Genomic DNA, 13,799 nt, shown 5'->3' with positions numbered 1-13,799 from the left:
GGCGATGGCATCAATGATGGGGCTGAAGTAGGCCTGGATGGGAACAATCCCACGGATAGTGACAATGATGGTATCATTGATGCCTTGGAATCCAACAAAACGGATAGCGACGGCGATGGGATTGTAGACCAGGATGATTCGGATAATACCGATCCTGATTCCGACAGTGACAAAGACGGACTAACGGATGAAGAGGAAGCCAGTTTGGGCACGGACCCCAATAACCCAGATAGCGACGGGGATAGCATACAGGATGGTATAGAGTTCTTAAACGGCACAGATGCATTGGATGGCTGTGATTCCATTGGGGGTACTCCACCTGCCGGGAATAGTTGTAATATTTTGGTGAATAACGACCTAATGGACGCCAATCTAAACAATGGAACTTTCAAAATAACCAATATTGAACGGTTTCCAAACAATACGGTAGAAGTTTATAATCGTTGGGGGGTATTGGTATATAACACCAACGGATACGATAATAACAATAATAGCTTTAAAGGAATATCCAATGGAAGAGCGGTTATCAAGAAAAATGATGAATTGCCTTCAGGAGTTTATTTCTATATAGTCAAATATGTAAATAATGAGGTAGCAAGAACCAAGTCGGGATATATATACATAAATCGATAACGCTCCTCAAAAATCAACCTATCAAAGTAAATATTATGAAAAAAATAGCCGTATTTTTAATACTGTTGCTCCTACCACCTATTTGGTTGCAAGCGCAACAGGATGCACAGTATACTCAGTATATGTATAATACCCTTTCCATAAATCCGGCATACGCGGGGTCCCGAGGTGTATTAAGTATAAATGCTCTTCATAGATCACAATGGTTGGGATTGGATGGTGCCCCAAAAACACAAACCATGAGTCTACATTCCCCTGTTTCCAATAGAGTGGGACTTGGCCTTTCCATAGTTAATGATGAGATCGGCAATGGAACAAATCAGGACACCTATTTTGATGCTGCTTTTTCCTATTCTGTTCCAACAAGTGAAAACGGAATCTTGTCATTAGGTTTGAAGGCCGGAGGTCATTTGCTCAACATTGATTTTAATAAGTTAAGAAACTATGTCCCCAACGCTATGAGTGGTGGAAACGAGAGTGTGGATAAAAAGTTCTCCCCTAATTTTGGAATAGGCGTCTATTATCATACCAATCGTTTTTATGCAGGCTTATCGGTGCCCAATTTTTTAAAAACTGATCACTTTGAAGGTAATAACTCCACCACTAACTATTTGTCCCAAGAACGATTAAACCTTTATCTTATCTCAGGATTTATTTTAGATATTAATCCAGATTTACAGCTTAAACCCGGGGTATTGCTAAAATCCGTCGCAGGGGCACCACTCCAATTGGATGTTTCGGCTACGTTTTTGCTTGATCAAAAATTTTCATTGGGAGCAGCCTATAGATGGGATGCTGCTATAAGTGCACTTGTTGGTTTTCAGTTTACGGATAAGTTTATGGTAGGTATGGCCTATGATAAAGAGACCACTGCACTCGGGGGAACTGAATTTAATGATGGTTCTTTTGAGGTATTTTTGAGATATGAGCTCTTGACCAAGTTTAAGAAAGTTTTAAATCCCAGATTCTTCTAAATCCTTACCTATGTTGAATATTAGAAAAATAATTTGTGTATTTAGCCTGTTCATGTCCAGTTTAATAGTAGTTGGACAAATCAGGATACAAAAGAAAGCCAATTTAAAATATGATAACTTGGCCTATATAGATGCTATTGAGTCTTATGAAGCCCTAGTTGAAAATGGAATTGCCCAGGATCAAATTTACAAGAGGCTTGCAAATGCAAATTATCAAAATGCCAATTACCAGGAATCGGCAAAATGGTATCAATTATTGTTTGCTATGGAGCCTACCTCATATGTAGGGGAAGACCTTTATAAATATGGGGTGTCGTTAAGGTCTATTGGAGACTTTGAGACCTCCAAGATATGGATGGAGAAATTCTCCGCCTTATATGGTACCGAAGAAACGGAGGATCAAAATAGTTTGGTTTATTTAAAGAAAATTAACCAACAATCGGGCCAATATTCTTTAAAGGAGCTTTCTATAAATTCAGAAGAATCCGATTTTGCCCCCTCTTATTATTTGCAACAACTAGTTTTTGCGTCGACAAGGGATACTGGGATCATAGCCAAGCGAATCAATGTATGGGACAAGAAATCATTTCTAAACCTTTATGCTAATATGGTTCCCAAAGGGAATGATGATGAACAAATAAAATTGTTTTCCAAAGATTTGAGAACAAAGGCCCATGAGTCTTCAACCGCTTTCACGAAAGACGGGACTACAGTTTATTTTACCAGGAATAACTTTCATGATGGGGATTTTGGCAGGGACAAAAGCGGTATTAGCCGTTTAAAGATCCTTAGGGCAGACTTGGTTGATAATAAATGGACAAATATTACCTCACTACCGTTTAACAGTGATGATTATTCCGTGGCTCATCCCGCCTTGAGTGCAGATGAAAAGACTTTGTTTTTTTCTTCGGATATGCCCGGAACGATTGGAAGTTCGGATATATTCAAGGTGGCAATTAATACTGATGGTACTTTTGGCGCCCCCACTAATTTGGGACCTCATATAAATACTCCTGCCCGAGAAACTTTTCCCCATATTACCCCTACCAATATTTTATATTTTGCTTCGGACGGACATCCGGGCCTAGGAGGGCTAGATTTATTTGCAACTGAATTGAAGGTGGGTAAAAAATTACAAATTATCAATTTGCCCAGACCAATTAATTCCGAGCAAGACGATTTTTCTTTAATAATAAACGAAAGTGAAAAGTCCGGTTACTTCGCTTCTAATAGAATTGGAGGTATGGGAAGTGATGATATATATGAGTTCATGGAGTTGGCCCCAGTTCAATTTAGCTGTTACACCGATATTAAAGGATGGGTTACGGATAGGGAGAGTGGTAAAAAAATGGCTACAGCGGTGATTAAAGTGATGTCATTGGATAATAATAAGGAGTACAATATTCAGAATGTCCAAGGAAATTTCCAAATGAACATCGATTGTGATTTTGATTCGCTAATTTTTAAAGTAGAAGAAGAAGGATATGAAAGTGCTTCCATTACTGTAAGTGGCGGTTATAAAGAAGTATTGGACAGTATAGTTGTTTCTCTACAGAAAAAAACTGAACCTTTTAAAGTGGGAACTGATTTATTTAAAGTACTTAATTTAAACCCTATATATTTTGATTCCAATAGTTCTAATATAAAGCAACTATCCTATGCTGATTTGGATAAAATAGTTCAGTTTTTAAAGGAAAATCCCCAATATAAAATTCAAGTGAGGTCTCATTCAGATAGCAGAGGTTCAGATACCTATAACCAATGGTTATCCGAAAAAAGAGCAGAGTCAACTGTGCAGTACTTCACCACTAGAGGAATTGAAGATTATAGGGTAAGTGGTAAAGGTTTTGGGGAAACACAACTATTAAACGAATGTTCCAATAGAGTAAAATGCAGTACGGCATTGCATGAAATAAATAGAAGGTCGGAGTTCATCGTAGTGGAATAGCTGCAGACAACATAAAGGTTAAAAGCAATTAATTGTTTATGAAAATTGAACTCCCTAAAGAGGAATAATTTCACCCAGTAGGTATTGCTTAATTAAGTTTTATTAGTGAAAATCAATTTTGAGAAGTCAGTAAGACGCACTGAAAATTGCAAGTAGAACTAATCCCGCCTTTTTCGGCGGGATCTAGGTTCAATACCTCGCCCCTTGGGTCGATTCCTATTATTGGGTTCAGGGCTTGCCCTGAGGTTTAATACCTTGTATTGAATTTTTTATCAAATTCTAAATATATGGGACTATGGACAAAACATCACAAGAATCATTTGAGGAGGCCAGGGAAAAAATACATTTAAAAATAAGGTTCTACTATAAATTATTGGAATTGTTGGGTCAATCCCAAATTAATTCCAACCTTTTGGAGGTCAGGAGTAATCCTATGGCTTTTTTAAATTCGCCCGAATTGGAAATAGAAGCTATTATAAAAGACAATATTCCTATAAAAATTAAAAATATGGATGCTAAAGGTCTTTCCATGACTTCTCCTTTTATTAATGAAAGGGCTAGGCAAATAACAATTGCCTCACTTGCCAATGGCTTACATAGGTTTCTGCAGGATGACCATAAGTAATTGATCACAAGTATTATTTGTTGGGAATAGAACTTGTTCTAAGGTTGCACTCGCAAATTAAGCTCAAGCTATTGTGTTCTCATGAGAGATGCAATAAACCTATGGGTTTGGCTTATATCTTTAATTTGAAAGTTTAACTGTAGGAAGATTTTGTGTTCCATGGATCCTGTTGTCTTTTTATGAATTTTAATGAGAATAATTCAAAATTTTCAAAGGGATTTCTAAATGTTCACCTTCATCTAAGGGTAATACGGTTAAACTATAGATAACAGCCATTTGTCTACTGCAATATTCCTACGAACCAATATTTATAAATACCATTTTATTAGTTTATACCTTTTCAAAAATAACCAATTGGTAATAGAAAAAAAGCCAATTTAAAGAGCTTTTATATGATTAATGAGCACAATTTAGATTTGAGAGCTGCATTTTTTGACATGGCACATTCGCCCTTTGCCATTTTGGACAAAGATTTGAGGTTTTTGGACATTAATGAAACTAGCCTAATTGCACTGGGTATCAAGAAACAAGAAGTTCTAGGCAAGAAATTAGTGGAAATTCTGCCAGGTATAGAAACTACGGAGCGATATAGGTCTTACTTGAACGTTTTAAAAACGGGTATCCCAATAAATATTGACAGGGTTGAACTTAAAATTAAGGGCAAATTGTTCTACTTTTTGATAAAGGCATTTAAAGTGGGAAGTGGTCTAGGGTTGGCCGGATTAAATACCACTAACCTGATGAATACTATTGATGACCTAAAATTTGCCCAATATGAAGCGGAAATTGCTAATATGAATTATAAGGAACGGAATGAGGAACTAGAGGAATTTTCATATGTGGCAGCTCATGATTTGAAGGCCCCACTTATTAACGTTAAAACATTATTGGAAATGTTGAAGGAAGAGAATATGATAACAACTGATGGAACACCCTTGTTTTTGAAATTGCAGAGGGCAGTGGGTTTAATGTCATCAAAACTTCAAGTTTTAAATGAGGTCATTGCCTTAAAATCTAATATTGGAGACGCTAAAAAAATTGTTGATTTTAAAGAAATGATTGATGATATCTCTACAGAGATATGCGAGGATATAAATAAAACTAAAACTAATATAATAACCGATTTTACAAAATGTCCAAAGATTTATATAGACCCCATACAACTGCACAGTGTTTTGTATAACATAATAAACAATGCCATAAAATATAGGCACCCTGAGCGAGCTCCGATCATAGAGGTAGTTACTTTCATGAGAAATAACAAGACGCAGATCGAAATAAGTGATAATGGCCTTGGTTTTGACAAAGAACATCACGGAAATAAGCTATTTGGTCTTTTTAAAAGAATGCATACCCACATTGAGGGGTTGGGTGTAGGGCTTTATATTGTGAAATCTATAGTTAACTCTCTGGGAGGGGTGATAGATGTAAGCAGTGAAATCAATAAAGGGACAACATTTAAATTAGTGATATAATGAAAGAGAATATAAAAGAATTAAAGATACTTTTAGTTGAAGATGATCCCATATCCAATTTTATAACCAAATCCAAATTGAACAAGGTAGGAGCTGAGAACGTTTTTGAAACAGAAAATGGCCAGAGCGCCATTACTTTTCTTGAAGGGGAAAGTCCGGATTTGATTTTTTTGGATATTAATATGCCAATAATGGACGGTTTTGAATTTCTTGAGCGATGTAGGCAAAATAGGATATGGTCCCTTATTCCAGTTGTAATTTTAACATCATCTGTACGTCCATGCGATAAAGAGAACGCTTTGGAATATAGTAATGTAATCGGATTTTTAGAAAAACCGTTGAACCAAACTAAAATTGAAAGTATTTTTCTCAAATACACATCTTTTAAAACCAACTATATGTAATGATTAAGGTCTTTTTTAGGTTTTATAAACGATAAATCCCTTGAAATTTTGTAGTTTGTTGGACGAATGAAACCCACTGTTCGTCTTCAGTAATTGGTGTTCGACCGACTGTGGCCAGGATTTCTATTCAATTTTTATACTTTGAATATAAAATAAGGAGTTATCAATTTTTTTAATTTTTATTTATATGCCTAGAACACTGTCCATTCTTTTAATAGAGGATGATAAAATTGAAAAAATGAAGGTACAAAGAACCATGGTTAGCCTAGGTTTACATCATAGGATCGTAGAGGCCAATAACGGGGAAGAAGCCCTAAATATTCTTAAAGGTAAGGATAGACTTCCAGATATAATATTCCTAGACCTAAATATGCCCAAAGTCAATGGATTGGAGTTTCTTAAAATTCTAAAGTCGGATGCCCGTTTGAAATATTTACCTATTATAGTTATCACCACATCTTCCAATTACAGGGATTTGTTGCACTGTTACGAAATTGGTATAGCCGGTTATATAACCAAACCGCTTAAGTATGAGCATTATTCGGAGAAATTAAAAATAGTTTTGGATTATTGGAGTGTAAATGAGTTGATCAACGGTTAAATTATGAAAGGTATAGTCTTCACAGAGTTTTTGGAAATGGTAGAAGAGATGTTTGGCCTCGAGACTGTTGATAACATTATAGAAGGTGCCAATTTAAAAACGGGTGGAATATATACCTCTGTCGGAACCTATGATTTTGTAGAAATGCAAGAACTACTAAGCCGACTTAGTAAGGCTAAAAACATACCAATTAACGATTTAATTTACACCTACGGCCTGTATTTCTTCAAGATACTGTTGGCCCACCATCCGGACATTTTTGATAGGTATGAAAATCCCCTATTGTTTATAGCCTCTGTTGAAAATCATATTCACGTTGAGGTTCGCAAAATATATCCAGGGGCCGAACTTCCCAGCTTTGGTATTTTGGTACAAGAGAACAATTATTTGGAAATTATTTACACCTCAGAAAGGGCAATGTATATGTTCGCAAAAGCACTAATGCAGAAAAGCTTTGAATATTATAATGAGGATGTGAAGATAGATTATGATTTGTTAAAAGCCGATGGCACTCAGGTGAAATTTATGATTTCGACGGAAAATGGAGCAGAAAAAACGGATTAAAATATTGGAGAGGGCCTTGGTAAGGGAAAAAGCCGCCCGAAAGGAGGCGGAAAGACTGTTGGAGGAAAAGTCCTCCGAACTGTATAAAATTTCCGAAACTCAAAAACAAACAAATAGCCATTTGCAAGAACTGTTAATCGAGAGAACTTCAGAACTTGAAGGTGTCTTTGTAAACATAATAGACGCTTATATTGTAATGGATCTAACGGGCAATGTTTTGAAAATGAACGATGCGGCGGTAAGATTGATAGGTTATGATTCCTGTAAAGAAGTTTTTAATTTACTCACCCTTATCGATGAGGGGCAAATGGAATATACCAAGAAAGCCTTTAAAGAGCTTTATAATATGGGGACCTATACTAATTATAGGGCAGTAATAAAAACAAAATTTGGAAAACTAAGAACAGTCCAGGTTAATGCAAGTATTATATATAACGGTAAAGGTCAGGCTATAGGTGCACAGGGAATTGTACATGATATTACCAATGAAATAGCAATGAAAAACCTGCTTCAAGATCAAAAAAAGCAACTCGAAATTGTTATAGATAACTCGCCCATTGGAATTTTACTGACAGGGAATGAAGGTAAGAATGTTATTCTAGCCAATAAGGCCATTTGTAAAATGTTAGAATTTTCGGAAGCAGAATTTAAAGACATGGAGGTAAAGGATTTTACCCACCCAGATGATAGGCCTATGACGTTAAAGGAGCTAAAGCTATTCCATGAAGGGGAAAAAGACAGTGCAACCTTGGAAAAGCGATATGTTTCGAAATATGGTAAAACGGTATGGGCCAAGACCTCAGTAACAGTGGTTAGGGGCCCATCCGGAATGGTTAAGTATCACCTTGCTACCATAGAAGATGTTTCCAAAGAGAAGGAACAAAAAGAAAAATTATTAGAATCAGAGGCTAGGCTAAGTAGTCTAATTTTGAATTTACAATCGGGAATTTTGTTGGAAGATGATCTGGGCAAGGTAGTTTTGGCCAACATCCAATTTTGTAGGCTCTTTAAGATGCCAGTTAATCCTGAGGAATTGGTAGGTATGGATTGTAAATTGGCGGCAGAACAATCCAAAGTTTTGTTCAAGAATCCGGACGCTTTTATAAAAAGAATTGAAAAGCTATTGATTGACAAATCTATTTGTATAAATGAAGAATTGGAATTGGTAGATGGGCGTTTCTTTAAACGGAGCTATATTCCCATTTTTTATGAAGGGGAAAGTAAAGGTAGGTTATGGACCTACGAGGATATTACTATGGAAAAGTATTATGAATTAAATCTGAAAATCCAAAAAGATAAGTTTAGTTCAATAATAGATAACATGAATCTTGGTCTTTTGGAAGTGGACAATAATGATGCGGTTATGTATGCGAATAAAAGTTTTGTAGATATAAGTGGTTACTCTAGGGATGAGTTATATGGTAAAAAAGCATCAGATCTATTGATGACCTCAAGGTTTAAACGTAAAATTGCTGATAAAAATAACAAAAGGAAACTTGGGATTTCCGATTCATATGAAGTGGAAATACTGACCAAAGAAGGAGAACTGAAACATTGGTTGATCAGTGGAGCACCCAATTATAATAGCAATCGACAATTGGTTGGGTCTATTGGCGTGCACCTGGATATCACGGAAAAGAAAAATCTGGAATTGCAGAAAGAGGAATTGTTGATCAATTTGGAAAAACAGAACGCACAACTTAATGAGTTTGCCCATATTGTTTCTCACGATTTAAAGTCGCCCCTTCGTAGTATTTCGGCACTGATAGCATGGACAAAGGAAGACTTTTTTAAAAGTATGGAAGAACAATCCCTGACCAACTTGGACCTAATAGAGGAAAAAATAGAGAGAATGGATCTTTTGATAGAAAACATCTTAAAATATTCCAGTATAGACAATTCTCAATCTCAAATAGAGGAAGTGAATTTAAATACTTTGATGGAAGATGTTTTGAAAATGATGTATGTACCGGAAAATGTGAAAATTGTAGTGTTGAAGAAATTACCTGTTTTTTATGGGGATACCACCAAAATTCAGCAATTATTTCTCAACTTATTAAGTAATGCCATTAATCATTTGGACAAGCCACACGGTCTAATTGAAATTGATTATGTTCCGTTAGAATCATATTTTCAATTTTCTATTAAGGATAACGGTAAAGGTATTAAAGAGGAAGACCACCAAAAAATATTTGAAATTTTTAAAACCCTTGACTCTAGTGAAAAGGCCACAGGTATAGGCCTAAGTATTGTGAAAAAGGTACTTGATTTATATCATGGTGAAATTTGGTTAGAGAGTGAGGTTGGGGTAGGAACCACATTTTATTTTACCTTGAAACAACAGCAATAATGTTGTAAATGAAGTTATTTATTGCCGACATTAATAGTTGGCCATTAAAATAGTTTGAATGTAGAACCCTAAAATGAGATTCAACTTAGGTCGTACAATTTCATTACAGTATGAGTATTTAACTTGAAAAAAACAGACATATGGATGTTGTGCCAAATCTAGATTATATATGTCAACTTTCTCAAGGGGATAAAAGTTTTATACATGAAATCTTACAGGTTATAAAAAAAGAATTGCCCTTGGAGATATGGACTTACAATTTACATTTAGCGGAGGAAGATTTTGTAATGGCAGCTGAAGATGTTCACAAATTAAAACATAAAATAAGTATATTAGGAATGGAAAAAGGATACCATTTGGCAGTTGATCATGAAGAAAATTTAATAAAAGGAAATGTGTCCTTAAAGTTGGATTTTGATGAAATATTAGAGCTGATGTTGTGTTTTATAGAAAAAACTTAAAAAATTTTAGATGAATTGTATAATTATTGATGATGAGGAAATGGCCAGGACTATTGTAGAACAATTGGCCCGAAATAACCCTGATGTTGATATTCTCGGTAGTTTTTCGAATGCCATCGAGGCTATCAAATACCTTAATGAAAATGAAGTGGAACTTATTTTTTTGGATATCCATATGCCCACATTTACGGGTTTCGACTTGATTAAGACGTTAAAAAATCCTCCAAAGATAATCCTTACCACCTCTGACCGAAATTTTGCTATAGAGGCTTTTGAATACGAATGTATAGTAGATTATTACGTTAAGCCATTTATGCAGGAACGTTTTGATAAAGGAATACAGAAGGCATTATCATTCAGTAAAAATAAAAATGTGGAGAATGCCAAGGCGACTTTAAATGATGTAAATGTTCTATATATTAACATAGATAGGCGTTTGATCAAGATCGATATACCTACCATTAAAATTGTTGAAGCTAAGGGAGATTATATTTTGTTGAAGACAGATAATAGGAACTATACAGTACATTCTACTTTAAAGAAAATAGAAGATAAATTGCCTAAGGATACTTTCTTAAAAGTCCATAGGTCTTATGTGATAAACACAAATAAAATTATTGATATAGAAGATAATAGTGTGTTAATTGAAAAAGATGTAATTCCCGTTAGTAGATCTAATAGGCCCGAGCTTATGCGAAGGTTGAACCTGCTTTGAGACTAGTAGTAGGGGGGGATGACATCGGGACTCATAACTTCTAATTGGCCATCATCCCTTTTCTTATGGTAAAAAAGAACGTAGACCCAACACCTTCCGTACTTTCTAACCAAATTTTACCTTCATAACTGTTTACTAATTTTTTGGCTATGGATAATCCAATTCCCGAGGATTCATTGGTGTTTGTAAGGGATTGAAACACTTGAAATATTTTATGAAAATACTTTTGGTTAATACCTATGCCGTTATCCCTAATTATAAACTTATGATGGTTCGGGCAATCCTCACTGGAGATTTCTATTAATCCAAAAGGTTTATCAATTGCTGTAATGGCATTTTGGATGATATTTTGAAAAATTTGAAAAAATTTCATTTCGTTCCCAGCAATTGTTGGGAGAGAATTCTTTATGGTAAGGGTTATATTGGAAGGTAAGTTTAAATTTTGCTTTATTTCTTGGATAACCAAATTTAGGTCTACATTTTCCTTATTAACAGGTTCCCGATCCATTATGGAATAATTTGTAATCTTTGTGGTCATTTTATCCATTTTAGATAAGGACGTATTTATTAGATCAATATTATTTAAGGTTTCATCGTTTAATTGTCCCTTATTGTCTTCTTTAATCCAGTGTAATAACGTATCAATAGCCCTCAAAGGAGATCTTAGGTCATGTGAAACTATTTTAACATACTCTTCAAGTTGTATTTGATAGTTGGCGATTTTTTCTAAATGATTGATCTGTATGATTTTAGTGGCCGCTATTGAGGCAATAATTCCTAACGTTTTTATATTATTCTCATTAAAAAAAACGTTTTTAGGATCTTTGGAATAAATTACACCAATAGTTTCCGTGTTGTTATATAGCATTGGAATAGCTATTTCAGAATAAGGATAGATCATATTACCGCTTTTAACGGACCCATATGTGATTTCGGCGACTCCCTTTTGGGCAACTCTTCCTATTATTCCCTGGCCAAAAGGGATTATCGTAGATTCTGCCCCTTGCGCTGGGGAATTGCTATGATAAAACTTTGGGGGGGCTTGGGCAAGGGAGTTATCAGAATCTATCTTTAAAAATATGTCACATAGACAATGACTGTAGTTGGTATCAAATAGATGGTAAATTGCGGCCAATACATTATTAATTTTCTTACTGTCTTGGATTGCCGAAGCAAAGCTATTGATTAGAAAAAGTTGCCTGTTGGTATTGGTTAATTCTTCAACTAGCTTTTGTTGTATTTGAATGTTTAATTTTTCCCTATTCTCCATTCTTGCTCCAGATTGTGTCCCGTTCGTTTATATAGATCATATAATTTCAGTTGATAAACAGGTATTTGCATATAATGGGAAAATATTGTCAACGTAAAAATCTTTTTCAAAAACTGTTCTTCCAGAAATACAGTCCGACAACATTGTTACGTCAAAACCTCGTTCAAAAGCTGACCTTCCTGTAGAATCTATACATATGGATGCAACCGTTCCTGCCAGATAAACATGTTCTACATGGTGGTCACGAAGTGTCTCTTCTAGATTGGTATTAAAAAAGGCATTTAAGCCCAACTTTCCCGGAATTTCTATGATGCTATCGCCAAATTGCTTTATTTCATCTATGGTTTCGGAACCTTTAGTTCCTTTTTTAAATGCACCAAAAGATTTAATTGTTTTCAAAATACCAACAGGTTCAGAAAGCTCAGAGTAATTTTCGGAAAAAACAATTGGGGTAGAAATTATTATGATATCTGGGGAATCCTTGGATTGTTTAACTAGTTTTACCGTATTTTTAATAATATTTGTAACCTTGGAGGATTCTTCTACAACACTTCTTAGTATTCCATCTTCGGAAAAATAATCGTTCTGATATCCAATTAATAATAAGGCCTTTTTTTTCATTTCATTTAACGTTTAAAAATATATAGGGTTTTTTTCCTGAAATTGCGAAGTGGCCCTCAGGTTTCAAACAAAATTAATATAGAAATGGCCATTAACTTGGCAAAACCCTCAATTGGGTGTTATCTGTTGTCCAATGGACGTTTTGTTTCGATGAATGGTAATCCTTATTGGTTGGTGTGGATTTAGATGTTGAGTGTGCAGATCGGAAAATTATTAAGAAGCCTTAAATAGTAAATGCCCATGCATTGAATTATTTAATAAATAGTTGCTATAGGCAAAGTGGAAACAGGATCAAAAATTCATTACTTTATAAATTTTAATTCTAAAGATAGGGTGGCTATGTTCGGTCTACAGAAATTGGTTATTCATCGATATTTTACAATTGACTCAGTTTGCTGGGTACTTTAGCCCCCAATAAGATCGGAGTGATATTTTAAATTTCAAATTTATACATTTGAGATATGAAATATAAGAAATGGACCTTAGCGCAGAAGTTGGAGATATTATCCAGTTCCGAAGAAATAGGCATTGTGGAAACCTGTCGTAAATACGGGGTCAGCACTGGCACTTTTTACAACTGGAAGAAGAAGTTCGACCATAAAGGGGAAGCAGGTTTAAAAGTGCCCTATGACACTAAGAGCAAGGAACTGAAAGAAGCAGAAGAGGAAAATCGTGTGCTTCGCAAGTTGCTTAGTGATAAGGAAATTGAACTGGAAGTGCAACGAGAACTTCTTAAAAAAAAGTTTGGGACGTCCGATCCAAGAAAGATCTAGTGGATAGGATGCACGCCAAACACAAAATCAGCAAGACCAAACTAATAGATATGGTGGGAATGGTACATAGCAGTTACTATAGAAAGCCCACCAATGGCAAGAAGGGGAATAGACCAAGCAAGTTTACCTATCACAGCAAAAAAGGCCCGATTAGCCAGGATGGTGTTATTGAGTCGGTAAAATCAATATTAAAACATCCATTTATAGATTGTGGATATCGGTTAATGACTTCATACCTAAAGCGGGATGGCTATACTATAAACCATAAAAAGCTTTATAGAATAATGAAAGAAGCAAACCTATTAAAACTAGAAGACCGGATAGATAGAAGTGGTTCGGGACGCAAGTTTGTTAAGTTTAGAAAAGTAAATACCTCTAGACCTTT

The 13,799-nt window shown here is 35.2% G+C and carries 15 protein-coding genes; 13 read left to right on the top strand and 2 right to left on the bottom strand.

Translation table 11 applies throughout. The annotated features are described in order from the left end of the window. The 11 genes from BUA16_RS17600 to BUA16_RS17550 form a co-directional block, all read left to right on the top strand. On the top strand, positions 1-633 hold a 633-nt coding region (locus tag BUA16_RS17600), incomplete at its 5' end, for a T9SS type B sorting domain-containing protein (protein ID WP_178338921.1). Between the two features lie 35 nt (positions 634-668). Then, the gene (locus tag BUA16_RS17595) at positions 669-1,607 is read left to right on the top strand and encodes a PorP/SprF family type IX secretion system membrane protein (RefSeq protein WP_072766027.1); all 939 of its coding nucleotides are present in this window, start codon (positions 669-671) and stop codon (positions 1,605-1,607) included. Between the two features lie 52 nt (positions 1,608-1,659). Beyond that, positions 1,660-3,555 carry an OmpA family protein gene (locus BUA16_RS17590; RefSeq protein WP_218616782.1) on the top strand — a complete coding sequence of 632 codons (1,896 nt, stop codon included), beginning with the start codon at positions 1,660-1,662 and terminating at the stop codon, positions 3,553-3,555. 295 nt (positions 3,556-3,850) lie between these two features. Further along, positions 3,851-4,180 (top strand): hypothetical protein, encoded by a 330-nt coding sequence (locus tag BUA16_RS17585; protein ID WP_072766025.1) that lies wholly within the window; start codon positions 3,851-3,853, stop codon positions 4,178-4,180. Between the two features lie 392 nt (positions 4,181-4,572). Next, complete coding sequence (locus BUA16_RS17580; protein WP_072766024.1) at positions 4,573-5,655, top strand: ATP-binding protein; 1,083 nt, start codon at positions 4,573-4,575, stop codon at positions 5,653-5,655. Beyond that, entirely contained in the window at positions 5,655-6,059 is a 405-nt protein-coding gene (locus tag BUA16_RS17575) for a response regulator (protein WP_084668559.1), read from the top strand. The genes BUA16_RS17580 and BUA16_RS17575 overlap by 1 nt, the downstream gene beginning before the upstream one ends. Before the next feature lie 187 nt (positions 6,060-6,246). Then, on the top strand, positions 6,247-6,660 hold the full coding sequence (locus tag BUA16_RS17570) for a response regulator (RefSeq protein ID WP_072766023.1): 414 nt from the start codon (positions 6,247-6,249) through the stop codon (positions 6,658-6,660). Positions 6,661-6,663: 3 nt separating this feature from the next. Beyond that, positions 6,664-7,224, top strand: coding sequence for a heme NO-binding domain-containing protein (locus BUA16_RS17565; RefSeq protein ID WP_072766022.1), 561 nt, complete (start codon positions 6,664-6,666; stop codon positions 7,222-7,224). Then, positions 7,202-9,574: a PAS domain-containing sensor histidine kinase gene (locus BUA16_RS17560; protein WP_072766021.1), complete on the top strand. Its 2,373-nt coding sequence runs from the start codon at positions 7,202-7,204 to the stop codon at positions 9,572-9,574. Before BUA16_RS17565 ends, BUA16_RS17560 begins: the two co-directional genes overlap by 23 nt. A 140-nt stretch (positions 9,575-9,714) precedes the next feature. After that, complete coding sequence (locus BUA16_RS17555; RefSeq protein WP_072766020.1) at positions 9,715-10,035, top strand: hypothetical protein; 321 nt, start codon at positions 9,715-9,717, stop codon at positions 10,033-10,035. Between the two features lie 10 nt (positions 10,036-10,045). After that, positions 10,046-10,750 carry a LytR/AlgR family response regulator transcription factor gene (locus BUA16_RS17550; protein ID WP_072766019.1) on the top strand — a complete coding sequence of 235 codons (705 nt, stop codon included), beginning with the start codon at positions 10,046-10,048 and terminating at the stop codon, positions 10,748-10,750. 40 nt (positions 10,751-10,790) lie between these two features. Here the strand turns inward: BUA16_RS17550 and BUA16_RS17545 are convergent, their stop codons facing one another. Both BUA16_RS17545 and BUA16_RS17540 read right to left on the bottom strand, forming a co-directional pair. Continuing rightward, entirely contained in the window at positions 10,791-12,020 is a 1,230-nt protein-coding gene (locus BUA16_RS17545; protein WP_072766018.1) for an ATP-binding protein, read from the bottom strand. A gap of 36 nt (positions 12,021-12,056) precedes the next feature. Further along, positions 12,057-12,641 carry a cysteine hydrolase family protein gene (locus BUA16_RS17540; RefSeq protein WP_072766017.1) on the bottom strand — a complete coding sequence of 195 codons (585 nt, stop codon included), beginning with the start codon at positions 12,639-12,641 and terminating at the stop codon, positions 12,057-12,059. A 461-nt stretch (positions 12,642-13,102) separates the two neighbouring features. On the opposite strand from BUA16_RS17540, the gene BUA16_RS17535 reads away from it, so the two are divergent. Further along, a complete protein-coding gene (locus tag BUA16_RS17535) occupies positions 13,103-13,414 on the top strand; it encodes a transposase (protein ID WP_072765874.1) in 312 nt (103 codons plus the stop codon). Positions 13,415-13,422: 8 nt separating this feature from the next. Next, positions 13,423-13,799: IS3 family transposase (locus BUA16_RS17530; protein WP_245795602.1), on the top strand; the 377-nt coding region annotated here is incomplete at its 3' end.

It is taken from the genome of Arenibacter nanhaiticus (assembly GCF_900141935.1).
Taxonomy (GTDB): Bacteria; Bacteroidota; Bacteroidia; order Flavobacteriales; family Flavobacteriaceae; genus Arenibacter; species Arenibacter nanhaiticus.
Note: the sequence above shows the minus strand (reverse complement) of the source record. Positions and strands in the feature narration are given on the sequence as shown.

Bases quoted from the DNA above. Each gene is read 5' to 3' on its own strand.
- BUA16_RS17565 (WP_072766022.1), top strand. From the start codon at position 6,664: ATGAAAGGTATAGTCTTCACAGAGTTTTTGGAAATGGTAGAAGAGATG.
- BUA16_RS17560 (WP_072766021.1), top strand. From the start codon at position 7,202: ATGGAGCAGAAAAAACGGATTAAAATATTGGAGAGGGCCTTGGTAAGG.
- BUA16_RS17550 (WP_072766019.1), top strand. From the start codon at position 10,046: ATGAATTGTATAATTATTGATGATGAGGAAATGGCCAGGACTATTGTA.
- BUA16_RS17580 (WP_072766024.1), top strand. From the start codon at position 4,573: ATGATTAATGAGCACAATTTAGATTTGAGAGCTGCATTTTTTGACATG.
- BUA16_RS17540 (WP_072766017.1), bottom strand. From the start codon at position 12,641: ATGAAAAAAAAGGCCTTATTATTAATTGGATATCAGAACGATTATTTT.
- BUA16_RS17545 (WP_072766018.1), bottom strand. From the start codon at position 12,020: ATGGAGAATAGGGAAAAATTAAACATTCAAATACAACAAAAGCTAGTT.
- BUA16_RS17555 (WP_072766020.1), top strand. From the start codon at position 9,715: ATGGATGTTGTGCCAAATCTAGATTATATATGTCAACTTTCTCAAGGG.
- BUA16_RS17535 (WP_072765874.1), top strand. From the start codon at position 13,103: ATGAAATATAAGAAATGGACCTTAGCGCAGAAGTTGGAGATATTATCC.
- BUA16_RS17595 (WP_072766027.1), top strand. From the start codon at position 669: ATGAAAAAAATAGCCGTATTTTTAATACTGTTGCTCCTACCACCTATT.
- BUA16_RS17570 (WP_072766023.1), top strand. From the start codon at position 6,247: ATGCCTAGAACACTGTCCATTCTTTTAATAGAGGATGATAAAATTGAA.
- BUA16_RS17585 (WP_072766025.1), top strand. From the start codon at position 3,851: ATGGACAAAACATCACAAGAATCATTTGAGGAGGCCAGGGAAAAAATA.
- BUA16_RS17590 (WP_218616782.1), top strand. From the start codon at position 1,660: ATGTCCAGTTTAATAGTAGTTGGACAAATCAGGATACAAAAGAAAGCC.
- BUA16_RS17575 (WP_084668559.1), top strand. From the start codon at position 5,655: ATGAAAGAGAATATAAAAGAATTAAAGATACTTTTAGTTGAAGATGAT.